This is a genomic window from Streptomyces caelestis (assembly GCF_014205255.1).
In the GTDB taxonomy this organism is placed as follows: Bacteria; Actinomycetota; Actinomycetes; order Streptomycetales; family Streptomycetaceae; genus Streptomyces; species Streptomyces caelestis.
Genome location: NZ_JACHNE010000001.1, coordinates 3,323,473 through 3,346,292 on the forward strand (window position 1 = coordinate 3,323,473; position 22,820 = coordinate 3,346,292).

The window sequence follows — 22,820 nt, forward strand, 5'->3', positions numbered from 1 at the left end:
CGTCGCTTCACGGCTGCGCTCCGCGGCGGCGTTGCCACGGGGCGTGTGCGTAGCCGGACAGTAGCGAAGGGGGTTCGCTGAGCGGAAGGCTCCGTCCAGAATCCGGGCACCGGTGGGCGCGTACTGCTCACCTTTGCGGTGGTATGCGCGCCGGCCACGCGCACCGTCACTTCATCCGCGTGGCCCACTCCTGGACCTTGGCGATCCGCTGCCGCAACTGCCCCGCCGTCGCCTCCGCCGCCGGAGGCCCCCCGCACACGCGCCGCAGCTCCGTGTGGATCACACCGTGCGGCTTGCCGCTCTGGTGGACGTACGCGCCGACCATCGTGTTGAGCTGCCGCCGCAGCTCCATCATCTCCTTGTGGGAGACGACCGGGCGCCGCTCGGCGGGCAGTTCGAGCAGGTCGGCCTCCTCGTCCGGCTTCTTGCGGCTGTGCGCGATCTGCCGGGCCTGCCGCTTCTGGAGCAGCAGCTGGACCTGGTCGGGCTCCAGCAGCCCGGGAATGCCGAGGTAGTCCTGCTCCTCCTCGCTCCCCGGGTGGGCCTGCATGCCGAACTCGGCGCCGTTGTACATGACCCGGTCGAAGACGGCGTCGGACTCCAGCGCCTCGAAGGGCAGCATGTCCTGCTCGCCGGTGTCCTCGTCCTGCTCCTTGTTCGCCTCCTCCATCTCCTTCTCGGATTCGGCGTACGGGTCCTCCTCACCCTCCTTCTTGGGCTTGTCGAGGACGTGGTCGCGCTCGCGCTCCATCTCGTTGGCGAAGGAGAGCAGGTCGGGCACGGTCGGCAGGAACACGGAGGCCGTCTCGCCACGCCGCCGGGACCGTACGAAACGGCCGACGGCCTGCGCGAAGAAGAGCGGCGTCGAGATGGTCGTCGCGTACACACCCACCGCCAGCCGCGGCACGTCGACACCCTCGGACACCATCCGCACCGCGACCATCCACCGGTCGGTGTTCGCGCTGAACTCGTCGATCCGCTCGGAGGCGCCGGAGTCGTCGGACAGCACGAGGGTCGCCTTGCTGCCCGTGATCTCGCGGATCAGCTTGGCGTACGCGCGCGCCGACTCCTGGTCGGAGGCGATGACGAGCGCACCGGCGTCCGGGATGGCCTTCCTGACCTCGGTCAGCCGGTGGTCGGCGGCGCGCAGCACCGCGGGCATCCACTCACCGCGGGGATCGAGGGCGGTCCGCCAGGCCTGGCTGATGGCGTCCTTGGTCATGGGCTCGCCGAGCCGCGCGGCGACCTCGTCACCGGCCTTGGTGCGCCAGCGCATGTTGCCGCTGTAGGAAAGGAAGATGACCGGCCGGACGACGTTGTCGGCGAGCGCGTTGCCGTATCCGTAGGTGTAGTCGGCGGCGGACCGCCGGATTCCGTCGTTCCCCTCCTCGTACGTCACGAAGGGGATGGGGTTGGTGTCGGACCGGAAGGGCGTACCGGTCAGGGCCAGTCGCCGGGTGGCGGGTTCGAAGGCCTCCAGACAGGCCTCGCCCCAGGACTTGCTGTCACCGGCGTGGTGGATCTCGTCGAGGATCACCAGGGTCTTGCGCTGCTCGACGCGGTTGCGGTGCAGCATCGGCCGCACGCCGACACCGGCGTACGTCACGGCGACCCCGTGGTACTCCCTGCCGAGCGGCCCGGCGCTGTACTCAGGGTCGAGCTTGATGCCTATCCGGGCCGCGGCCTCGGCCCACTGCTTCTTCAGGTGCTCGGTCGGGGCCACGACGGTGACCTGCTGCACGACGTGGTGGTGCAGCAGCCAGGACGCCAGCGTCAGCGCGAAGGTCGTCTTGCCGGCGCCGGGGGTGGCGACCGCCAGGAAGTCCCGCGGCTGCTCCTGGATGTACTTCTCCATCGCGCCCTGCTGCCAGGCGCGCAGTTTGCTTGCGGTACCCCAGGGGGCGCGGCCGGGGAACGCCGGGGACAGGTGGTGCGAGGCAGAGCTGGTGCCGGCGGTGGTAGTCACGGTCTCCGTTGGGGGTCGGGCGGCTCGTTCGAGGGAGCCTGACGGCTCGGCTACGTATGACAACCGGGCCACCCTACCGGCGGCCCGCCACTGTCCATGCGCGGACCAGGCCGGGTCACGCCAGGGTGGGATTCACGTCACAGCCGGGAAGCGGTCCTCACCGCTCCCGCAGCCGCGTGGTCACCCAGGCCCCCACCAGCGCCACCACCGCCATCGGCAGGAACACCGCGGCGAAGGCGGCCGGATGGGAGCCGGTGGTGTCGGCGGTGGTGTGGGTCGCGGTGCCGCCGCCGAGGGCGGCGAACGCGGCGCCGCCGGCGGAGAGCAGGAGGACGTTGGAGAGGCCGTCGGAGATCTGCAGGGCGGCGGAGTTGGTGCCGGCCTCCTCGGGGGCCGAGAGCTGGAGCAGGAGCACGCTCGTCGAGGAGATGACGAGGCCCATGCCGAAGCAGCCGAAGGCCCAGGCGACGGCCACGGTCCAGACGGGCACGGAGGCGATCAGCACACTCGGTGCGGTGGCGATGGCCGCCGCCACCAGCAGCATGCCGAGGGTCGTCAGCCGGTCCCGGTACGGCTCGAACCGCTGCCGCGACTGCACCCACGAGCCCAGCGCCCACGTCCCGCCGCCCGCGGCGAGCGAGAACCCGGCCAGCGTCGGACTGAGCCCGCGCTGCGTCACCAGCATCAGCGGCACGAAGGACTCCGCGGCGATGAAGGACCCCGCGGCGACGCCGCGCAGCAGCACGACGGAGGGCAGCCCGCGAGCGGCCCGGTAGGTGCCGCGCGGGAGCAGCCCGAGCACGGCGGGTACCAGCAGGACCAGTCCGGCGGCGCCGGGCACGAGCGCGAACGGGCGCAGGTCCTGGGCGGCGTACTGGAGCAGGCCGGCGCCGAGGGAGATGGCCAGGGCCAGGCGGATGCGGCGGCGGTTGAGGGAGGGGGGCCGGCCGGGAGCGGCGGGCTCCGACTCCGGCTCGGCCGCCGGCACCGGTCCGGACGCCCGGCGCCGTATCTGCGGCAGTGCGAGCGCGAGCGGAAAGACCACGAGTACGGGTATCCCGATGAACACCCATCGCCACCCGAGCTGCTCGGTCACCGTGCCGGCGGCGAGCGGGCCGACGATCGACGGCAGGATCCAGCTCGCGGCGAACGCGGCCATGATCGCCGGCCGCAGCCGCTCCGCATACGCCCGCCCGACGACGACGTACAGCGCGACGATCACCAGCCCGCCGCCGAGCCCCTGCACGGCTCGCCCCAGGATGAACACCCACATCGCCCCCGCGGTCCCCGACAGCAACAGTCCGGCCCCGAAGGAGGCGATGCCCGCCGCCAACGGCCCGAGGGGCCCACGCCGGTCCGACCACTGCCCGGAGAGCACCATCCCGAACAGGCTGGTGGTGAAGTACCCGGAGAACGCGAACGCGTACAGCGACACCCCGTCCAACTCCCGCGCGGCGACGGGCATCGCCGTACCGACCGCCGTCGCCTCGAACGCGATGAGCAGCACGACGGAGACGATCCCGAAGCTCAGCGCCCGATAAGGCCGCCCCAGCACGGTCTCGTCCACCTCGGCGACGGAGGGCAGCTCATCGGCACCTACGACATCCGCGTCGGGCGGCTTCGGGGCACTCATGCCCGTCAGCGTAAGGCCCACGGGCCACTGTTACCCCTGTCGCGAGACGGTCCCACGCTGAGACCTTGGTCGTACACCCCTCCTCTCGGCCACCCCCGTTCATGAACTGCGTATGGCAGTCACGTTGCACCGGTCCGGATGCCCTTGAGCCCTGCCTCACCCGCGCCCTACAGTCACGACATCGAGTGCGAACAAGGCCGTGTGCCCGAGTGGTTCAGGGGCTCGCCTGCAAAGCGAGTTACGTGGGTTCGAATCCCGCTACGGCCTTTGGTGTGTGACCAGGTAAAACCAAAGGGCGGCACCCCTGCGGGGTGCCGCCCTTTCTGCCGTCCGTCTCAGCTCTCGTCTTATTTACACTGTCTGACATCCGACGCGGCAAAGCCGAAACCTGGCCTTGGGCGCCGACGGTCCCGAACCGCACCTACAGAGACTCAGCCGGTCTGGCATCCTGCGTCGGCTCCGGGCGATCTAGATGTCTAGGTCCCCGAGGCGGTACGTCAGCGTGTAGTCCCCGCCAGAGCCGCCCACGAAGGTTTTTGAGTGCTCTCCGTTGGGCTCAAAGCGGGATACGTCCACAAAGCCGAGCGAGTCGGAACCGAGCGGACTCTCGTCATCCCGCAGGCTAATCCGCTTGCCTTCATCTGGGCCGAACGTGAAGAGCGTATTGAACGGGATCTCGGTAGCCTGCACCATGGCGAAGGTACCCGAAGGCGGCCAGAACCTTGTTCCGTTGTGGAACATGAAGAGTTCATCGACGTTATCGTCGTCGGTGTCATTGCACCGCAGCTTCAAGAGCTTCATGACTTTTTCGCCCATGATCGTCACCTTCCTCACCTCAGTCGACAACCTTCACTCGATAGGTCAGAACGTAGTGGAAGTCGTCCCCAGCAATATCGAACCGCTCTGGGCCGTTCGTGTCACCCTCGGAAATAATGACTCCGCCAAGGTCGTCATCGGACCCTATGTTCTCCTGATCGAAGAGGACAACTGTGACTTCACCATTGAAGGCGAAGTCAACACCTACTGGAACCTCTAGCCCTGCACCGATAGAGAAGAATCCAGAGAAAGGCCAGACTTGCCTACCATTGGCCTGAATCATTATCTCATCGATGTCGGAATCCTGTGGATCCTCGCAGCGCAATCTTTCCATCGTCAAGACGGCGACCAATTCAATCGCCCCCCTTCCCTCATCTACTACACACCTCTACCTTCAGGACACCACCGCTCGGCTATTTACGCAACCGCGCAAGACCCGCTTGTAACCCATTCAATAATTGCTTCATGAAAGGCTAGTTAATACCCGCCATCTCATGGAGCGCTACACCGGCCCAGTAGGCGTTTCTCTCACTTCGGGCCCGGGGCACGGGTGCCCCGGGCTTCCCTCACTAGCTAGGACGGCCGCTCGTCGCCCGACTTCCACATGAGGCTGTCAACCTGCCTCGCTACCTCGGCCCGCACCGCGTCGACCATGTGCTGATACCGAGCGGCCATGGCGGTAGTCGACCATCCCATGAGGCCCATGACGACGCGCTCAGGAACTCCGAGGATGAGCAGGACCGTGGCAGCGGTGTGGCGCGCGTCGTGTAGTCGCGCGTCACGAACATTGGCCGTCTTCAACAGCTCCTTCCACTCGGACCAGTCCTTGCGGTGGGACGCGATGCGCCCACGCTCATCGGGGAACACCCAGCCGCCTTCGACCCAGTCCTTTCCCGCTGCCGCGCGCTCGGCTTCCTGAATTTTCTGGTGCGCCTTCAATAGGTCCACCAGTTGCTCCGGGAGGCCGACCGCGCGACGGCCGGCACGAGACTTGGTGTTCAGTACAGGATGGCTTCGTCGTCGTCACCGCGGCGTGCCGGTGGGAGACGGCATTGCCGACCGGGTCCAGGTCGCCGGGCCTCTTCACCAGCCTGCCGGGCAGAGACCGCCGGTCGGGCAGAACATGACCCACGTGGAGTTGCAGCCCGTTCGTACGGTCACGGCGTCAGCCGGCGTCGGGAAGCGCTCCCGGTCCGCTTTCCTCGTCGGCCTGTCGCCACGCCCTGCGCGCGTTCTCCGCCCGCACGGCGTCCAGCCACCGCCAGAGGCCGATCTCCTCGAGCCGCAGCCCGGGACAGGCGATCCGGTGCGGCACACGGCACACGGCACCGAGCGCGGGCTCGTCCTCGCGGCTGTTCCATGCCGTCCCGTTGGAGTCCAGGTACCAGCGGTGCCAGGCGGGCACCATGTGCGCGGGCACCGGCATGTCCGGTTCGAGGAGGACGTGCCGGCCGTAGTAGGTGACACGCCGGTCACCGACAAGCCCGCAGTTGGGGCAGACGGGTGGAGCGGGCGGCTCGGGGCCAGTGGCGCCTTCCATCGCGGCCTGGGCCCGGTCGGTCTTCTCCCACGGCTGCGGCGCCCCCGGTGGCCGCTGCCGGTGTCCGTCGGGGTCGGGTAACGGGATGATGCTCGACTCGGCTGTTTCCCCCATGGGACCGAGCATGTGGGTGCCGTTCAGGAGCGGGGTAGGGCGCAATCAGGGCGCAATGGGAGCAGTCGGGTGGGGGACGAGGTGAGGCGGACCCCGCTCCTACAACACCCCGCCCGCCTCGTCCTGGAACGCGTCCGTCCAGTAGTGGCGGCCCGAGCTGCCCGCCATGACGCCCGTCGGATCGACCGCCGACAGGACCTGGAGCATCGTCATGGCCAGCTGGTCGTAGGTGTCGGTCGTCAGCTCGTGGTCCGCCTGGGCGTCGATCGCCCGCTCGCGGTGCAGCAGCCAGAGCGTGAAGGCCAGGGTCGACACATCCGTGTTCAGCGGGTACAGCGTCGCCTCGGGCTCGCACCAGTTCAGAACCGCGCCCGTCGCGCCGTCGACGACCAGGCTGTTGCCCTCGACGAGGTGGCCGAGGCGTATCAGGCGGTGGGCGCCGGAGGGGAGTTCCGTCGGGCCGTCCGTGTCGGCGTGGTACTCCGCGAGCGTCGCCAGGGGGACGTCCGTGTCCAGGGAGAAGACGCAGGCGTCCTCCGGCAGGCCGACCTCGCGCAGGAAGCGGCGGGTCGGCTCGTGCGTGAGGGTCGCGGGGAAGTCGACGTCCTCGAAGCGGGCCACCTTGCCGGGGCCGAACTCCTGGTCCAGGAGGCGGTGCGGGAGGTCCAGGGACAGGCCGGATGCGCCGGACCGGCCCGCGACCAGGGACAGGGGGCGGATCAGCGCCGCCATCTTCCAGAACGGGGCCGGCTCGCCGTCCGTCCCGTCCCGGAACACCGCCAGCAGGTGCTGGGAGGCCTCCGCCACCGCCTTCGGACCGAAGCGGCCCGCATAGGAGGCGAACTGGCCGCGCAGGCCCGCCAGTTCGTCCGTCGCCTCGGCGAAGCGCACCAGCGTCCGCAGCGAGGGCGCCAGGGGGCGGCGGTCCATCAGGTCCGGGCGGTCGTGCAGGAAGTACGTCGTGGAGATCTCGCCCGTCGCGCCGTCCAGCAGGACCGACTCCGTCTCCAGGCCTCCGGGGCCGAGCAGTCCGCCTATCACGAGCTGCTCGCGCAGCTCCGCCGACAGCCGGTCCTCCGGGTCGCCCGTCGAGTCCGCCACCGTGCGCAGACCCTCCCGGCCCAGCTCGGCGAAGCTCAGCACGCCGCTGTCGCCCGGCAGTCCGGGCCCGGTCAGCCAGTGCCGCGTCGACGCGTGCGTCACCCACGGATCCAGTTCGGACTCGGTCAGGGTGATCACCGCGGAACCGGCGTCGGTCGTACTCATGGGCTCCCCCGCATGTGCTTGCTCACCGTCCCCTTGGCGGAGCACGGCAGACCGCCCGGCCAGGCCCGGCAGCCGTCCCCCACTGCCCAGAACAGTACGCCCCACCACTGACAACGCCCCGGAACAGCGACGCGCCCAGCAAGGGCGCGTCCACCTCACCAGACGCTCAGAGCACCCTCGCGCGTTCCCTTTCCGCGAGAATCGCCTCCACGGTCTGTTCCACCGTCAGCTCCGTGGTGTCGAGCCACAGTCCGATGCGCGGCGTCCGCGTGCGCAGCGCCTCGTCCAGCATGCCGACGGTCCAGGCGGCGCCGTATCCCGTCTTCGGCTGCTCCGCCTCCCGCGCGGCCACCGCCTCGGGCCGCGGCGCGAGGACGACCACGTACAGCGGGCGGGTGCGCACCAGACCGGTGTACGTCCTCAGGTCCTCACCCAGCACCACGTCCTGCACGACCGCCGTGAACCCGGCCTCGGCGTACGCGTCCGCCGTCGCCGCCGACAGGCGGTAGCGGAGCCGGAGTTGGGCCTCGGCCTCGTCCCCGGCGCCGGGGAGGTACTCCTCGCGGCCGGACACGATCATGCGCCGGAACAGGTCCCCGCGGACGTGCGCGGCCCGCGGCAGGGTCTCCGCCAGCGCCTGCGCGACCGTCGACTTGCCGGCCGCCATCACCCCGGTGACCAGGACGACCCCGGCCGGCTCGGGCATCAGGACCGTTCCGTGACCACAGCGGCCTGCGGGCGGATCGGCAGCCGGTTCACGGGGCGGCCCGTGGCGGCCCGTACGGCGGACGCGATGGCCGCCGGGGACGTCACCACCGGCACCGCGCTGACCGCCTTGGCCCCGAAGGGGGCGACCACGTCCCGTTCCTCGACCAGCCTGACGATGCGGATGTCGGGCGCGTCGAGGGCGGTCGGGAGGGCGTAGCCGGTCAGGTCCGGGTGGCGGATCAGGCCGCGCGGGGTGCGCAGGTTCTCGGTCAGCGCGATGCCCAGGCCCTGGGTCACGCCCGCCTCGATCCGGGCGGCCAGCTGGGTGGGGTTCAGGACCCGGCCCACGTCCTGGGCGACGGCCAGTTCCACGACCCGTACGGAACCGAGCTCGATGTCGACGTCCACCACCGCGCGGATCGCGCAGAAGGCCATGCCGACGAAGGCGTCGCCCTGGCCGGCCTCGTTCAGCGGCTCGGTCGGGTGCGGGCGGCACTGGGCGGTGGCCCACAGTTCCTTGCCGTCCAGCGCCTCGGTGACGGTCGTCGAGAGGACTCCGTCGTACGAGGTGATCTTGCCGTCGGTGATCTGGAGCAGCTCCGTGGACATGCCGAACTTGTGGGCGAGCGGCTGGAGGAGCTGTGTGCGGACCATCTTGGCCGCGCGTTCCACCGCGCCGCCCGACACCCAGGTGTGCCGGCCCCGGCAGCCGGCGCCCGCCGGGGGCTGGTCGGTGTCGACGGGCGCCACGTGCACCTCGTCTATGCCGAGCGTCTCCTGCACGATCTGCCGGGCCAGGGTCGTGAAGCCCTGTCCGGTCTCGACGGCCGCGCACAGCACCGTCGCCACACCGTCGTGGACCTTCACGGTCGCCGTGGAGACCTCGTCCGCGCCCTCCGCGCCGAGCATGTGCACCATGCCCACGCCGTAGCCCACGCCCCGGCGCACCGCGCCCGGTTCGCCCGCGCCCTCGGGGCCGCCGGGCAGCAGCCACTCCTCCTCGGGCGTGTCCTTGGGCAACGGAGGGAGAGGGAAGTCCCGGACCGCCTGGAGCAGCTCGGCGACGGGAGCCGGGCAGGTGACCGTCTGGCCGGTCGGGAGCACGTCGCCCGTCGCCATGGCGTTGCGCAGCCGGACCTCGGCCGGGTCGAGGCCGAGCTTCTTGGCGATCTTGTCCATCTGTGCCTCGTAGGCGGCGCAGACCTGCATGGCGCCTTCGCCGCGTACGTGGCCGGACGGAGGGTTGTTGGTGCGGACGGCCCAGCCCTCGATGAAGGCGTTCGGGACGACGTACGGGCCGCAGGCGAACGCGACGGCGGCGGCGAGGGCTTCGGCGGAGGTGTCGGCGTAGGGACCCGCGTCGAGCAGGATCTGCGCCTCCACCTTCACGAGTCTGCCCTCGGCGTCGGCGTGGTGGCGGTAGCGCAGCAGGGTGGGGTGGCGATGGACGTGCCCGAGGAAGGACTCCTCGCGCGTGGCCGCGAGTTTCACCGGGCAGCCGGTCCGCAGCGCCAGCAGGCCGAGCGGGAGCTGGAAGCCCTGGTCCTCGCGGTCGGCCGTGGCACCGGGGACACCGGTGACGACGACCTTGACCCGCTCGGGTTCCAGGCCGAAGGCGGCGGCGGCCGTGTCGCGGTCGGTATGCGGATCGGTGGAGGCGAGGTACAGCTCCACACCCCCGTCCGGGCGCGGTACGGCCAGGCCCGCCTCGGCGCCGATGGGCGCGGGGTCCTGGCGGCCGATGCGGTACAGGCCCTCGACGACGATCTCGCCGGCCGCCTCCGGGTCGCCGTGGCGCAGTGGGATGTGCCGGATCAGGTTGCCGTCGGGGTGCAGCGGCTCCGCCTCGAAGGCCTGCTCCGGGTCGGTCACCGGGTCGAGCACCTCGTACTCGACGATGACGGCCGCGGCGGCCATGCGCGCGGTGTCCGGGTGGTCGGCCGCGACGGCGGCGATGGGCTCGCCGTGGTGGCGTACGACCTCGGAGGCGAAGACCGGACGGTCGGCCTTGCCGCGGCCGTGCAGCGGGCTGCCGGGGACGTCCTCGTGGGTGACGACCGCGCGCACGCCGGCCATCTCGCGCGCGTGGGAGGTGTCGATGGAGACGATGCGCGCGTGCGGGTGCGGTGAGCGCAGCACGGCCGCCCACAGCAGGCCCTCGGCCCACAGGTCGGCGGCGTACGGGAACGTGCCCTCCGTCTTGGCGCGGGTGTCGGCGGGCGGGAGGGAGGCGCCCAGGCCGTGCGGCAGCGGTTCGGGGGCGGGGGCGGCCTCCGCGGCCTGTGCGGTGGCTGCTTCGTTGCTCACGCGGGGCCTCCGTCCTGGCCGTAGGGCTGGTCATGGGGGTCGGGAGTGTGCGGTTCCGGGGGCGAGCCGAAGGCCGACGTGTTGACGCCGCCGGCGCCCGGACCCGCCTGGTGCGGGATACGGGCCTCGCCGGTGTCGCCGTCGACGGGCGCGGAGTGTGCCCCGCGTTCGGCGACGACCTCCTGCACGGCGTCCACCACGCCCCGGTAGCCGGAGCAGCGGCACAGGTTGCCGCACAGCGCCTGGCGGGTCTCCAGCTCGGTGGGCGCCGGGTTGCCCTCCAGGAGGTCGTGCACGGTCATCGCCATGCCGGGCACGCAGAAGCCGCACTGCACGGCGCCGCAGCGCGCCAGTGCCCGCTGCACGTCCGACGGTTGCCCGTCCTCCGCCAGGCCCTCGACGGTACGGACCTCGCTGCCGGCGGCGGTCACGGCCGGGACCAGGCAGGACGCGACGAGCCGCCCGTCGACCTGGACGTTGCACGCGCCGCACTCGCCCTGCGAGCAGCCGTCCTTGGCCCCCGCGAGTCCGAGCCGCTCGCGCAGCACGTACAGCAGGGACTCGCCGATCCACGCGTCGGTGACGGGGCGGTCGGTGCCGTTGACGCGCAGGACGAAGGAGGCGAGGGGGTGGTCCTCCTGCGGGGCCGTGGAGGGCGCGTCCTGGGACGGCTCACCCTCGGTGTCGGCCGAGTCGTGCGCGACGGCGGACGGGTCCTGCGGTGCCGGGTCGTCCGGGGTCTCGCCGTCGGCGTCCTCCGGTCCGGCGTTGTCCGGGTCCGCCTCGGCCGCCGGGTCCGCCTCGGCCGGGAGGGGCCCGGCGGACGGCTCGGCGGGGGCGTCGGCGCCCTCTGCGGCCTCTGGGGCGTCCTCGGGGGCCTCACCGGGGCCGGGAGCGCCTTGTGAGGCGTCCTGGGCGTTCTGCGGGGGCGCGGCGGCTTCCGCGGGTGTTTCGGGCGCGGGCTCGCCGGGGGCCTCCCCCGGGGCCTCGGGATACGGCTGGGAAGACGCGGGCTGTTCGGGGGTGTGCGTGGCCGGCCCGGGGTGCTCGTGGTGCTCGGGCGCGTCATCGGCGCCGGCGGGGTGCTCGGGCGGCTCACCGACGTGACCCGACGGGTCCGGCGCGTGTCCGGGTACGCCGTGCGGCTCGGAGCCGTGGTGGTCCGTGAAGGCGTGCGGCTCCGAACCGTGGTCGGCGGCCGGCTGCTCCGAGCCGTGGCCGGGTCCGCCGTGCGGCTCCGGGCCGTGGTGGTCCGTGAAGGCGGGTGAATCCGGGCCGTGGTCGGTGAAGGCGGACGGCTCCGAGCCGTGGTGGTCCGTGAAGGCGGACGGCTCCGAGCCGTGGTCCGTGAAGCCGTGCGGCTCCGAACCGTGGCCGGCGAACGTCGGCTGCTCCTGCGGATGGTCGGCACCGTCGGGCGGCTGAGGTGCGTGACCGGCGTCGGGCATCTCCGGCATCTCCGGCCCATGGCCGTCGAATTCGGATGGCGCAGGCCCATGGCCGCCGAATCCGGGCGACTCCGCATAGTCGTCGAACCCGGACGGCTCCGGAGCCTGCCCAGCGCCCTCCGCCTCCTGCGGCAGGTGCCCGGCGGGCGGCTGCTCCGGGGCGTACCCGGAGACCGGTCCGGCAGCTCCAGGCTGCCCGTGCCCGCCGCCCTGCTCGTGCCCGTGCGGATGGCCCGGCCCGGCCTGCTCCTGCCCCGCCGTGTCCTGCGGGTCCTGCTGCCCCCACGGCAGGCCGGCCGCCTGTGTCGCCCACGGCGCGGGCGCACCGCCCGGCAGCGTGGGCGGTGGGGTGCCGCCCCACTGCTCGACCAGCGAGGACGTGGTGAACTCGCCCGACTCGTCCGGAAGGTCGCCCCCGGCGACGGGGATGGACCACTGCCCGGTCACGTCATGGCCGGGCGCGGACTCCGCCGCCGTGGCGTCGTCGAAGTTCCACTGCCCGGTGGCGCCCGGGTTGTACGTGAAGCGGTCGTCCCCGCGGTGCCACCCCGGCCCCGCGTCGGAGCCGTACGGCGTGCCGGATCCGTACGGCGTCTGAGAGACGTACGACCGCTCCCCCGTGTCGTGCCCCGGCTGCTGGTGACCGCCGTGCTCGTGGCCCTGCTGATGCGCCGCGTGCTGGTCGTGCCACTGGGCGCCGTCGACGGGCGCGCCGGGGACCGGCCACGCGCCGGGGGCGGCCGGGTCGGTTCCGGCGTCCGTGGCGGGGTCGACCGTTATCTGCGGCGGTACGTAGCCGTGGCCGGGCGCGGCGAGGGGGCTGTCGGCCGCCAGCAGAGCGTCGACGCCCCCCTCGGGGAGTTGGACGAAGGCGGTGGCCCCGTCGTCGTACTCGCCCTGGGGCAGCGGGTCCCAGCGGCTCCCGCCCCGGGGCGTGCCCTCTCCGTGCTGGTCGTCGGTCACGACAGCGCCCTCCCCAGTGCTCGTCGGGCCAGCGCGGCGACGGTGCGCCGCAGGTGCAGTACGGCGGGCGGAAGCTGCGGTACGGAGCCGTCCTCGGCCGGGGCCGCGTCGGGGATGCAGGCCGCGGCGACGTACTCCCCGAAGGCGCTCAGGGCCTCCGGCACGAGCGCGCGGTTGTTGTCCCAGTCGATGAGCCGGCCGACCCACTGCTCGGCCTCCAGAGGCCGCAGCGGCATCGGCGCTATGGCACCCACCGCGCAGCGCACACCCCGGCGTGCGGGGTCCAGGACCAAGGCCACGGACGCCATCGCGCGCCCCGGGCCGGTTCGGCCGGTCGCCTTCAGGAAGACCTGCGGGGCGTGCAGCAGCGGCACGCGCACGTAGCCGATGAGTTCGCCGGCGCGCAGCATGTCCACCCCGGCCAGCAGGTGCGACACCGGGATCTCCCGGCGGGCTCCGCCCGGGCCCGCGATGATCAGTGTCGCCTCCAGGGCGGCCAGCACCGGCAGCGCGTCCCCGGTGGGTGCGGCGGAGGCGATGTTGCCGCCCAGGGTGCCCGCGTTGCGGATGTGCGGCGGGCCCGCGGCGCGCGCGGCGGCGGCGAGCGCCGGGATCAGGGCCGCGAAGTCGGGGCGGCCCATGCGCGCGTGCGTGAGGCCCGCGCCGAGCAGCGCGTGTCCGTCCAGGTACTGCCAGCCTCGGATCTCGCTGATCCGGCCGAGTCCCACCAGCGCGGCGGGCCTGAGCTGCCCGGAGTTGACGGCGGCCATCAGGTCGGTGCCGCCCGCGACGGGCACGGCGGCGGGCACGGCGGTGAGTGCCGCGACGGCCTCGTCCAGCGTCGTGGGCAGCGTGACGGCCTGCGCCGCCTGCGGTGCGTGCGTGGTCAAACCGGCTGCCCCTTCCCGCTGCCCCACCTGGTCCCACCTGTGCTGCCGTACGGTACGTGCTGACAGGGCGGACGTGGCAACTCTGGCACATCTTGGCGAGAGCCGAGGACACGGGTCCGCTAGGAGGCATTCGCCCACCTCATCGGGGAGATGGCCCGTTTTCGCACGGGTTCGCCTATGCGTGCCGATTGGCACTTTCGGTGACCCTTGTGCGCATTTTCCGTGGCGTGTTCGACCTGTTCGGTAGCGGCGGCCCGGTACTACCGGTGGGGCGGCGGGCCGTCGATCGGGCGGCCCAGCACCCCGGGGCGCCGCTGCCAGGGCAGCGGGCCGGCCGGCGGCCGGTAGGCGACGCCGAGGGCGTCGAGCCGCTGGTAGTGGGCGGTCATACGGCGCTCGAAGCCAGCGAAGTCCCGTTCCGCCGGGGCGGGCAGGGTGCTCCAGGCGACCTCGGCGAAGGCCGCCAGCCGGGGGAACGTCTGGTAGTCCACGCGCGCGTGGTCCTCCATCACCTCGGTCCACACGTTGGCCTGGGTGCCGAGCACATGACGGGCCTCCTCGGGCGTCAACTCCGGGGGCACGGGCTCGAACCGGTAGACGTCCTCCAGGGTGCGCACCCACCCGATCGGTACCGGCTCGTCGGGGCCCGGGGCCCGGGGCCTGACGGTGGTCCAGATACACCTGCTCCTGGGGGCACATGACGACATCGTGGCCGGCCCGCGCGGCGGCGATGCCTCCGGCGTAGCCACGCCAGGAGGACACGGCCGCGCCCTGCGCCAGCCCGCCCTCCAGGATCTCGTCCCAGCCGATCAGCCGGCGCCCGCGCGCGGCCAGCCACGCGTCGAAGTGCCCGATGAACCAGGACTGGAGCTCGTCCTCGTCCGCGAGGCCGAGTTCCCTGATGCGCGCCTGGGCCGCCGCGGACCGCCGCCACTGCTCCTTGGGGCATTCGTCGCCGCCGGCGTGGACGAACTCCGACGGGAACAGCTCCAGCACTTCCTCGAAGACGCCCTCGTAAAAGCGCAGGGTGTTGTCAGTGGGGGCGAGTACGTTCGGGTTGATTCCCCAGGTGTCCCAGACGGAGAGGGCGGTGGTGTCGATGACGTCGGTGTTGCCGAGTTCCGGGTACGCGGCGATGGCGGCCTGCGAGTGGCCGGGTACGTCGATTTCGGGGACGACGGTGATATGCCGCTCGGCGGCGTAGGCGACGATCTCCCGGATGTCGTCCTGGGTGTAGTAGCCGCCGTGCGGCTTCTCCTCCCACAGCGGCGAGGCCCCGTGGCCGGTTTTGGTCCGCGCCCGCCAGGAGCCGATCTCCGTCAGCCGGGGATGCCGCTCGATCTGGATGCGCCAACCCTGGTCGTCCGTCAGATGTAAGTGGAAGACGTTGAGTTTGTGCGCCGCCATCAGGTCGAGATAGCGCAGGACGCCTTCTTTGGGCATGAAGTGCCGGGCGACGTCGAGCATCAGGCCGCGCCAGCGGAATCGCGGGGCGTCGTGGATCGTGACGGCGGGCACCTGCCACTCCTGCCTGCCTGTCACCGGGGCGCGGCGAAAGGCCTCGGGGCCGAGCAGCTGACGGAAGGTCTGTGCGCCCCAGAACAAGCCCGTGGGGCTCGCCCCTTCGATGAGGACACGGTCGGCGTCGGCCGTCAGGCGGTACGCCTCGGGTCCGCCGAGGGCAGGCTGGATCCGCAGTCGGACGCGGTGGGCGTCGCCGGTGTGCGGGTCCAGCGGCAGGCCGGTCGCCGCGCCCACGGTCGCGCGCAGCCACCGCGCGACCCGCTCGGTGCCGGGGCCCTCCTCGATCCCGGTGCCCGCGTCGAGGAGGAAGCCCTGCCCGTCCCCGGCCTCGATGCTCAAGGGCGCCGGAACCACGTCCGTGTTCGGAGGAGTCACGTCAGTCCTTCACCGCGCCGCCCAGTCCGGAGACCAGGCGCCGCTGTACGAGTACGAAGAAGATCAGCACCGGAATCGTCATCACCGTGGAGGCGGCCATGACGCCGCCCCAGTCCGGGTCGTCGGGCTTGTAGAAGACCAGCAGGGCCATCGGCAGCGTCGACTGGGAAGTGTCACTGATGATGAACGACTTGGCGAAGAGGAAGTCGTTCCAGGCGGAGATGAAGAAACACGCTGGTGGCCACGAGCCCCGGCAGGACGAGCGGGAAAAGGATCTGCCACAGGAATCGCGTCCGGCTCGCCCCGTCGATGCAGGCGGCCTCCTCCAGCGCCTCCGGAACGGCTTTCACGAACCCCCGCAGCATCCAGATCGCGAAGGGCAGCGAGAAGGCGATGTGGGGCAGGATCAGCGTGCCCAGGGTGTTCAGCCGGCCGAAGTCCCGCATGAGGAAGAAGAGGGGGATCGTCAGTGCCTCCACGGGCACCATCTGGGCCACCAGAAACATGATCAGCAAGGCGGTCCGGAGGCGGAACCGGAATCGTGTCACGGCGGTCGCGGCGAGAAACGCGATGAGCGCGGAGGCGATCACCACACAGCCCGCGACGAGGAGGCTGTTGAGGAAGTATCCGGCCGAATTAAAGGCACCGCCGACCGCCAGCCCGTACAGGTCGGGCTTCGCGGTACGGATCTTGCGGGCGGTGGAGGCCAATTCGGCCATCGGCTTCGGGACGGACAGGCCGAGTTCCTCGAAGACGTCCTTGCGGTAGTACAGCGCGCGGACGCCGACGTAGAAGGGGGCGCCGTAGACCTTGCCATCGACCGTCACCGACTGCTTGGCCGTCGGGTCAGTGTCCTTCGCCTCGTTCCAGTCGAACTCCTTCGTGACGTCGAGGAGTCCGCCGTCCTTCACATAGCCGGCCGTGTCGGTGAACCGTCCCCCAACCTTCGGCCGGGAGGAACCCCAGCCGTATCCGGCGCACGGGGACGCCCTTGAGACTGCGGACCAGCCAAGAGTCGGTGATCTTCGGCGGGTGGTGGACCAGCAGGCGTACGTGATCACGGTCGCCGTAGAACTCCTTCTACACCACCTCGAAGTCCTCGCACACCTTGCGCATGATCTCTTCGCAGCCTGTCAGCACCTCGTCGTCGAACACCCCGCACCGGTGCACGCGTCGACTCGAACACACTTGCTCACGTCGTGCGCAATTCCGGTTGGATATGATCTTTTGCCGCGAGCGGCCATGAAGCATCCATACGGTGATCGACATGCAGCTCCGCTACAACTACCGGGCCTACCCGGACGCCACCCAGCGCCGTGCGCTGACGCGTGCGTTCGGGTGCGCCCGTGTCGTGTGGAACGACTGCCTGCGCGACCGCAGGGGAGCGCACGCGGCCGGGCTGCCGTATGTGAAGTCAGCGGATCTCTCCAAGCTGCGTATCACCCAGGCCAAGCGCACAGAGGAACGCGCCTGGCTTGCCGACGTGTCAGCGGTCGTCCTGCAACAGTCCCTGCGGGACCTGGACACCGCCTACAAGAACTTCTTCGACTCGATCCTGGGCAAGCGGCAGGGCCGGAAAGTGGGGCCGCCCCGCTATAAGTCGAAGAAGGACACCCGGCAGTCGATCCGCCTCACCACCAACGCCTTCTCCCTCCAGGACGACGGCACGGTGTACGTGGCCAAGGTCGGCAACCTCAAAGTCAGGTGGTCGCGCCGTCTTCCGGCCGCGCCCACGTCCCTGACCGTGACCAAGGACAGTTGCGGCCGGTACTTCCTCAGCTTCGTCGTGGACACCGAGCCGGACACCCTCCCCGAGCTGGAGACCGATACCGGGATCGACCTCGGCTTGTCCGCCTTCGCGGTCCTGTCCGACGGGACGAAGATCAACAGCCCGCGCTTCCTGCGCCGGGCGGAGAAGAAACTCAAGCGCCTTGGGCGGGAGCTGTCCCGCAAGGCCAAGGGATCGAAGAACCGGGCCAAGGCCCGCATCAAGGTCGCACGCCAGCACGCCAGGGTGGCGGACCGGCGCCGGGACTGGCACCACAAGGCATCCACACGGATCATTCGCGACAACCAAGCGGTGTACGTGGAAGACCTCGCGGTCTCCGGTCTGGGCCGTACTCGGCTCGCCAAGTCCGTGCACGACGCGGGATGGTCCGCCTTCGTCGGCATGCTGGAGTACAAGGCGGCTCTGCACGGCCGCACCTTCGCCAGGGTGGACCACCGCTTTCCCGTCTTCTCAGGTCTGCTCGGCCTGCGGATTCAGGGACGGCCCCAAGCCTCTGCACGTGCGGGAGTGGACGTGCGGCGGATGCGGCACGATGCACGACCGCGACCACAACGCAGCCCGCAACGTCCTCTTCGAAGGACGCCGGATCGTCGCCGCCGGACGGGCGGAGACGCCAAACGCCTGTGGAGCGCCGGTCAGACGGGCACACGTGCCCGCACAGCGCGGTGAAGCAGGAAGCCGCCGGAAGGGTCAGCCGACCCAGGCCGGAATCCCCGGCCTTTAGGCCGGGGAGCACGTCAATTGTCGCCCTTGCCCTTGTCGTCGTCGCCGGAGCTCATGGACTCGTAGATCTCCTTGCACATGGGACACACCGGGTACTTCTTCGGGTCGCGGCCCGGCACCCAGACCTTGCCGCACAGCGCCACGACGGGGGTGCCGTCGAGGGCGCTCGCCATGATCTTGTCCTTCTGGACGTAGTGGGCGAAGCGCTCGTGGTCACCGTCACCGTGAGAGGTCTGCGGCGTCGGCTCTACGAGGGTCCCCGTACCAGTCCCGCGCTCGGGCTCGAGAGTGCTCATAGGCCCAAGGGTACTGAAGCTCCCGGACATCAGTTGAGCGAAGGGTCGTCCGGGTACGTCGCCACCATCGCCAGCTCGTTGCGCTGGCGGCGCAGCACCTCGCGCCAGAGTCTTTCCGGCGACGGCGAGGAGACGTCGCCGGGCTCCGACTCGACGACGTACCACGCGCCGTCCACCAGCTCGTCCTCCAGCTGGCCCGGGCCCCAGCCGGCGTATCCGGCGAAGATTCGCAGCGAGCCGAGGGCGGAGGCCAGCAGTTCCGGCGGGGCCTCCAGATCGACCAGACCGATCGCGCCGTGCACCCGGCGCCAGCCCAGCGGTGCGGCCTCCCCGGACGCGCCGCCGGGGACGACGGCGACCCCGAGGGCCGAATCCAGCGACACCGGGCCGCCCTGGAAAACGACGCCGGGTTCGCCGGTGAGATCTCCCCAGCCCTCCAGGATGTCCTCCACGCCCACCGGGGTGGGGCGGTTGAGGACGACACCGAGGGAGCCCTCCTCGTCGTGGTCGAGGAGCAGCACCACCGCGCGGTCGAAGTTCGGGTCCGCCAGGGCGGGCGTGGCCACGAGCAGCCGCCCTGTGAGCGAGGACACCTCGGTCATGCCAGACATGATCCCGCATCTTCCCTCCGCGTGGGGAGGCAGTGCGGGGACGGGAGTGAACGCAGCTCAGGGCGCACTGATGCGTCCGGCGCGCGGGGACGTGACCGTGACCCCACGTGCCCGGCACGGAACGGTTCGTGTTGTGACAGAGCTATGACGTGGCTGGGTCCGACTCAGGCTTACGGAAGGGGGGTGGAGGGCGATTACCCTTTCCCTCCTGGCCCCTGCCCGACTCCACGGAACGCGAGATTCATGACCGTCAACGACGATGTCCTGCTTGTCCACGGCGGAACCCCGCTGGAGGGCGAGATCCGGGTCCGCGGTGCGAAGAACCTCGTACCGAAGGCCATGGTGGCAGCGCTGCTGGGCAGCGCTCCGAGCCGGCTCCGCAATGTTCCGGACATCCGTGACGTACGGGTCGTACGGGGTCTGTTGCAGCTGCACGGTGTGACGGTCCGTCCGGGGGACGAACCCGGCGAACTGGTGATGGATCCGACGCGCGTGGAGAGCGCGAACGTCGCTGACATCGATGCCCATGCCGGTTCGAGCCGGATCCCGATCCTGTTCTGCGGCCCCCTTCTGCACCGCCTCGGCCACGCGTTCATCCCGGGCCTCGGCGGCTGCGACATCGGCGGCCGGCCCATCGACTTCCACTTCGACGTGCTGCGGCAGTTCGGCGCGCGGATCGAGAAGCGGGCGGACGGGCAGTACCTGGAGGCGCCGCAGCGGCTGCGCGGTACGAAGATCCGGCTGCCGTACCCGTCCGTGGGCGCGACCGAGCAGGTGCTGCTGACGGCGGTGCTCGCCGAGGGAGTCACCGAGCTCTCGAACGCGGCTGTCGAGCCGGAGATCGAGGACCTGATCTGCGTCCTGCAGAAGATGGGCGCCATCATCGCGATGGACACCGACCGGACCATCCGCGTCACCGGTGTCGACAAACTCGGCGGCTACAACCACCACGCCCTGTCCGACCGCCTGGAGGCCGCGTCCTGGGCGTCCGCCGCACTGGCGACCGAGGGCAACATCTACGTCCGCGGCGCCCAGCAGCGCTCGATGATGACGTTCCTGAACACCTACCGGAAGGTGGGCGGGGCCTTCGAGATCGACGACAAGGGCATCCGCTTCTGGCACCCCGGCGGCCACCTGAAGTCCATCGCGCTGGAGACGGACGTCCACCCCGGCTTCCAGACCGACTGGCAGCAGCCGCTGGTGGTGGCCCTGACCCAGGCCACGGGCCTGTCCATCGTCCACGAGACGGTCTACGAGTCCCGCCTCGGCTTCACCTCCGCCCTGAACCAGATGGGCGCGCACATCCAGCTCTACCGCGAGTGTCTGGGCGGCTCGAACTGCCGCTTCGGCCAGCGCAACTTCCTCCACTCGGCCGTCGTCTCCGGCCCCACCAAGCTCCAGGGCGCCGATCTGGTCATCCCCGACCTCCGCGGCGGCTTCTCGTACCTCATCGCGGCGCTGGCGGCCCAGGGCACGTCCCGCGTCCACGGCATCGGCCTGATCAACCGGGGCTACGAGAACTTCATGGAGAAGCTCGTGGAACTCGGGGCGAAGGTCGAGCTGCCGGGCAAGGCGCTCGGATAGCACGCGCAATGATGCCAAAGGGGCGGCCACCCGGTTCGGGTGGCCGCCCCTTTGGTGTCACTGTGCCTCGTACGTCGTCCTGGGACGTACGAACGGCCAGGTCACTTACCCTTGGCCGCTTCCTTGAGCTTGGAGCCCGCGGAGACCTTCACGCTGTAGCCGGCCGGGATCTGGATGGGCTCGCCGGTCTGCGGGTTGCGGGCGGTGCGAGCGGCACGGTGGGTGCGCTCGAAGGTCAGGAAGCCGGGGATGGTGACCTTCTCGTCCCCCTTGGAGACGATGTCGCCGACCACGTCGGCGAACGCGGCCAGCACGGCGTCGGCGTCCTTGCGGGTCACCTCGGCGCGGTCGGCCAGCGCGGCCACCAGCTCACTGCGGTTCATGTTGTTACTCCCGTGTTCATCTTGCCGTTGAGGCGTCGGATCGAAGCCGATGCTGCCAGGGTCCTCCGTGAGTCCCCGGACCCGGGTCCGTCGCCAGACCCTCGCGCCCAGGGACGCATCCTGCCTCTACCTGCGGCGGGAAAGCCAATCCGGCACCCGCAGGAGTCGTGAGAACACCCTTGGGAGTCACACGAAAAGAGGGCCTGAGCCTGGCCGACACGATAGAGGTCGGCCCAAGGGGTGGGGTTCCCCGACGCGCCGTTACCAGGCCAGTCGTGGCAATCCTCACAGCCGTCGGCAGGGCTGCCGCCCTACGGCTGCGAGGTCGTCGCCGTCGCGCCGGCCGCCTTCGCGGCGTCCCGCACCGCCCCGGCGACCGCGCCCGCGACCTTGTCGTTGAAGACGCTCGGGACGATGTAGTTCGGGTTCAGCTCGTCCTCGGTCACCACGTCCGCGAGGGCGGTCGCGGCGGCCAGCATCATCTCGGTGTTGACCGTGCGGGACTGGGCGTCCAGCAGACCGCGGAAGACACCCGGGAAGACCAGCACGTTGTTGATCTGGTTCGGGAAGTCGGAACGGCCGGTGGCCACAACGGCCGCGGTCTGGCGGGCGATTGCCGGGTCGACCTCGGGGTCCGGGTTCGCGAGCGCGAACACGATGGCACCGTCGGCCATGGCGGCCACGTCGTCGCCGTCGAGGACGTTCGGGGCCGAGACGCCGATGAAGACGTCGGCGCCGCGCACGGCCTCCTTGAGCGTGCCGGTGAGGCCCTCGGGGTTGGTGTTGTCGGCGATCCAGCGCAGCGCCGAGCCCGGGGCGGCGTCCACCAGGTCCTCGCGGCCCGCGTGCACGACGCCGTGGATGTCGGCGACGACGGCGTTCTTGACGCCCGCGGCGAGCAGCAGCTTCAGGATGGCCGTACCGGCCGCGCCGGCACCGGACATGACGACGCGGATGTTCTCTATCGCCTTGCCCGTGACGCGAAGTGCGTTCGTGAGGGCGGCGAGGACGACGATCGCGGTGCCGTGCTGGTCGTCGTGGAAGACGGGGATGTCGAGGGCCTCGCGCAGCCGGGCCTCGATCTCGAAGCAGCGGGGGGCGGAGATGTCCTCCAGGTTGATGCCGGCGAAGCCCGGGGCGATCGCCTTGACGATCTCGACGATCGCGTCGGTGTCCTGGGTGTCGAGGCAGATCGGCCAGGCGTCGATGCCGGCGAACCGCTTGAAGAGGGCCGCCTTGCCCTCCATGACGGGCAGCGCGGCCTTCGGGCCGATGTTGCCCAGGCCCAGCACGGCCGAGCCGTCCGTCACGACCGCAACGGAGTTGCGCTTGATGGTGAGGCGGCGGGCGTCCTCGGGGTTCTCGGCGATCGCCATGCAGACGCGGGCGACGCCCGGCGTGTAGACCATGGACAGGTCGTCACGGTTGCGGATGGGGTGCTTCGACGCCATCTCGATCTTGCCGCCGAGGTGCATGAGGAAGGTCCGGTCCGAGACCTTGCCCAGCGTGACGCCCTCGATGCCGCGGAGTTCCTCGACGATCTCGTCCGCGTGCGCGGTCGACGAGGCCGCGATGGTGACGTCGATACGGAGTTTCTCGTGACCGGAAGCGGTGACGTCGAGGCCGGTCACCGAGCCTCCGGAGGACTCCACGGCGGTGGTGAGCTGCGAGACGGCGGTTCCGCTCGCGGGCACCTCCAGCCGGACCGTCATCGAGTAGGAGACGCTGGGCGCCGTTGCCATGGCCGACTTCCTCTGCTTTCACCTGACGCTGAGTTGTGCCGTCCGATCGTCGCACCTACCGCTGAGTAGCAGGTAGCCACCCTCGATTGCGAACGTTTTGTTCGCGGAACAGGTCAGCAAAAAGAGACCCACGTCACATCTG

Annotated in this window: 15 protein-coding genes, 1 tRNA gene and 5 pseudogenes; 3 read left to right on the plus strand and 18 right to left on the minus strand. The window is 70.7% G+C overall.

Features of this window, described 5'->3' with window-relative positions; genetic code table 11:
• Positions 1–166: 166 nt before the first annotated feature.
• On the minus strand, positions 167–1,966 hold the full coding sequence (locus HDA41_RS15030) for a DEAD/DEAH box helicase (RefSeq protein ID WP_184984248.1): 1,800 nt from the start codon (positions 1,964–1,966) through the stop codon (positions 167–169).
• Between the two features lie 157 nt (positions 1,967–2,123).
• On the minus strand, positions 2,124–3,599 hold the full coding sequence (locus HDA41_RS15035; protein ID WP_184984249.1) for an MFS transporter: 1,476 nt from the start codon (positions 3,597–3,599) through the stop codon (positions 2,124–2,126).
• Between the two features lie 195 nt (positions 3,600–3,794).
• Here HDA41_RS15035 and HDA41_RS15040 point away from each other — a divergent pair.
• Positions 3,795–3,866 (plus strand) — tRNA-Cys (locus tag HDA41_RS15040).
• A gap of 201 nt (positions 3,867–4,067) precedes the next feature.
• Here the strand turns inward: HDA41_RS15040 and HDA41_RS15045 are convergent.
• From HDA41_RS15045 to HDA41_RS42700, 12 genes and pseudogenes are all read right to left on the minus strand, one after another.
• Positions 4,068–4,424, minus strand: a complete 357-nt coding sequence (locus HDA41_RS15045; protein WP_184984250.1) for a hypothetical protein — start codon at positions 4,422–4,424, stop codon at positions 4,068–4,070.
• A gap of 10 nt (positions 4,425–4,434) precedes the next feature.
• Positions 4,435–4,749 carry a hypothetical protein gene (locus HDA41_RS15050; protein WP_184984251.1) on the minus strand — a complete coding sequence of 105 codons (315 nt, stop codon included), beginning with the start codon at positions 4,747–4,749 and terminating at the stop codon, positions 4,435–4,437.
• A 239-nt stretch (positions 4,750–4,988) separates the two neighbouring features.
• Positions 4,989–5,438, minus strand: a pseudogene (locus HDA41_RS15055) (tyrosine-type recombinase/integrase); the annotation flags it as partial.
• Positions 5,439–5,580: 142 nt separating this feature from the next.
• Positions 5,581–6,069 carry a DUF6083 domain-containing protein gene (locus HDA41_RS15060; RefSeq protein WP_184984252.1) on the minus strand — a complete coding sequence of 163 codons (489 nt, stop codon included), beginning with the start codon at positions 6,067–6,069 and terminating at the stop codon, positions 5,581–5,583.
• A 99-nt stretch (positions 6,070–6,168) separates the two neighbouring features.
• The gene (locus tag HDA41_RS15065; RefSeq protein WP_184984254.1) at positions 6,169–7,335 is read right to left on the minus strand and encodes an SUKH-4 family immunity protein; all 1,167 of its coding nucleotides are present in this window, start codon (positions 7,333–7,335) and stop codon (positions 6,169–6,171) included.
• Between the two features lie 166 nt (positions 7,336–7,501).
• Positions 7,502–8,041: an AAA family ATPase gene (locus HDA41_RS15070; protein WP_184984256.1), complete on the minus strand. Its 540-nt coding sequence runs from the start codon at positions 8,039–8,041 to the stop codon at positions 7,502–7,504.
• Positions 8,041–10,350: a xanthine dehydrogenase family protein molybdopterin-binding subunit gene (locus HDA41_RS15075; protein ID WP_184984258.1), complete on the minus strand. Its 2,310-nt coding sequence runs from the start codon at positions 10,348–10,350 to the stop codon at positions 8,041–8,043. Before HDA41_RS15075 ends, HDA41_RS15070 begins: the two co-directional genes overlap by 1 nt.
• The gene (locus tag HDA41_RS15080; RefSeq protein ID WP_184984260.1) at positions 10,347–12,761 is read right to left on the minus strand and encodes a 2Fe-2S iron-sulfur cluster-binding protein; all 2,415 of its coding nucleotides are present in this window, start codon (positions 12,759–12,761) and stop codon (positions 10,347–10,349) included. The genes HDA41_RS15075 and HDA41_RS15080 overlap by 4 nt, the downstream gene beginning before the upstream one ends.
• Positions 12,758–13,651, minus strand: a complete 894-nt coding sequence (locus tag HDA41_RS15085; protein WP_184984262.1) for an FAD binding domain-containing protein — start codon at positions 13,649–13,651, stop codon at positions 12,758–12,760. The genes HDA41_RS15080 and HDA41_RS15085 overlap by 4 nt, the downstream gene beginning before the upstream one ends.
• A 260-nt stretch (positions 13,652–13,911) precedes the next feature.
• A pseudogene (locus tag HDA41_RS15090) lies at positions 13,912–15,514 on the minus strand (beta-N-acetylhexosaminidase).
• Positions 15,515–15,551: 37 nt separating this feature from the next.
• Positions 15,552–16,179, minus strand: a pseudogene (locus HDA41_RS42695) (carbohydrate ABC transporter permease); the annotation flags it as partial.
• A 36-nt stretch (positions 16,180–16,215) separates the two neighbouring features.
• Positions 16,216–16,611: pseudogene (locus HDA41_RS42700) on the minus strand (extracellular solute-binding protein); the annotation flags it as partial.
• Positions 16,612–16,817: 206 nt separating this feature from the next.
• Here HDA41_RS42700 and HDA41_RS15105 point away from each other — a divergent pair.
• Positions 16,818–18,063, plus strand: a pseudogene (locus HDA41_RS15105) (RNA-guided endonuclease InsQ/TnpB family protein).
• 13 nt (positions 18,064–18,076) lie between these two features.
• Here HDA41_RS15105 and HDA41_RS15110 read toward each other — a convergent pair.
• Together HDA41_RS15110 and HDA41_RS15115 are read right to left on the minus strand one after the other, a co-directional pair.
• The gene (locus tag HDA41_RS15110; RefSeq protein WP_184984264.1) at positions 18,077–18,358 is read right to left on the minus strand and encodes a DUF3039 domain-containing protein; all 282 of its coding nucleotides are present in this window, start codon (positions 18,356–18,358) and stop codon (positions 18,077–18,079) included.
• Between the two features lie 29 nt (positions 18,359–18,387).
• Positions 18,388–18,960, minus strand: a complete 573-nt coding sequence (locus HDA41_RS15115; protein ID WP_184984266.1) for a YqgE/AlgH family protein — start codon at positions 18,958–18,960, stop codon at positions 18,388–18,390.
• 252 nt (positions 18,961–19,212) lie between these two features.
• On the opposite strand from HDA41_RS15115, the gene murA reads away from it, so the two are divergent.
• The gene (murA, locus tag HDA41_RS15120) at positions 19,213–20,553 is read left to right on the plus strand and encodes a UDP-N-acetylglucosamine 1-carboxyvinyltransferase (RefSeq protein ID WP_184984268.1); all 1,341 of its coding nucleotides are present in this window, start codon (positions 19,213–19,215) and stop codon (positions 20,551–20,553) included.
• A gap of 101 nt (positions 20,554–20,654) precedes the next feature.
• Here the strand turns inward: murA and HDA41_RS15125 are convergent, their stop codons facing one another.
• Together HDA41_RS15125 and HDA41_RS15130 are read right to left on the minus strand one after the other, a co-directional pair.
• Positions 20,655–20,936 (minus strand): HU family DNA-binding protein, encoded by a 282-nt coding sequence (locus HDA41_RS15125; protein WP_003990598.1) that lies wholly within the window; start codon positions 20,934–20,936, stop codon positions 20,655–20,657.
• Between the two features lie 311 nt (positions 20,937–21,247).
• Positions 21,248–22,678: an NAD-dependent malic enzyme gene (locus HDA41_RS15130; RefSeq protein ID WP_184984270.1), complete on the minus strand. Its 1,431-nt coding sequence runs from the start codon at positions 22,676–22,678 to the stop codon at positions 21,248–21,250.
• Positions 22,679–22,820: the final 142 nt, after the last annotated feature.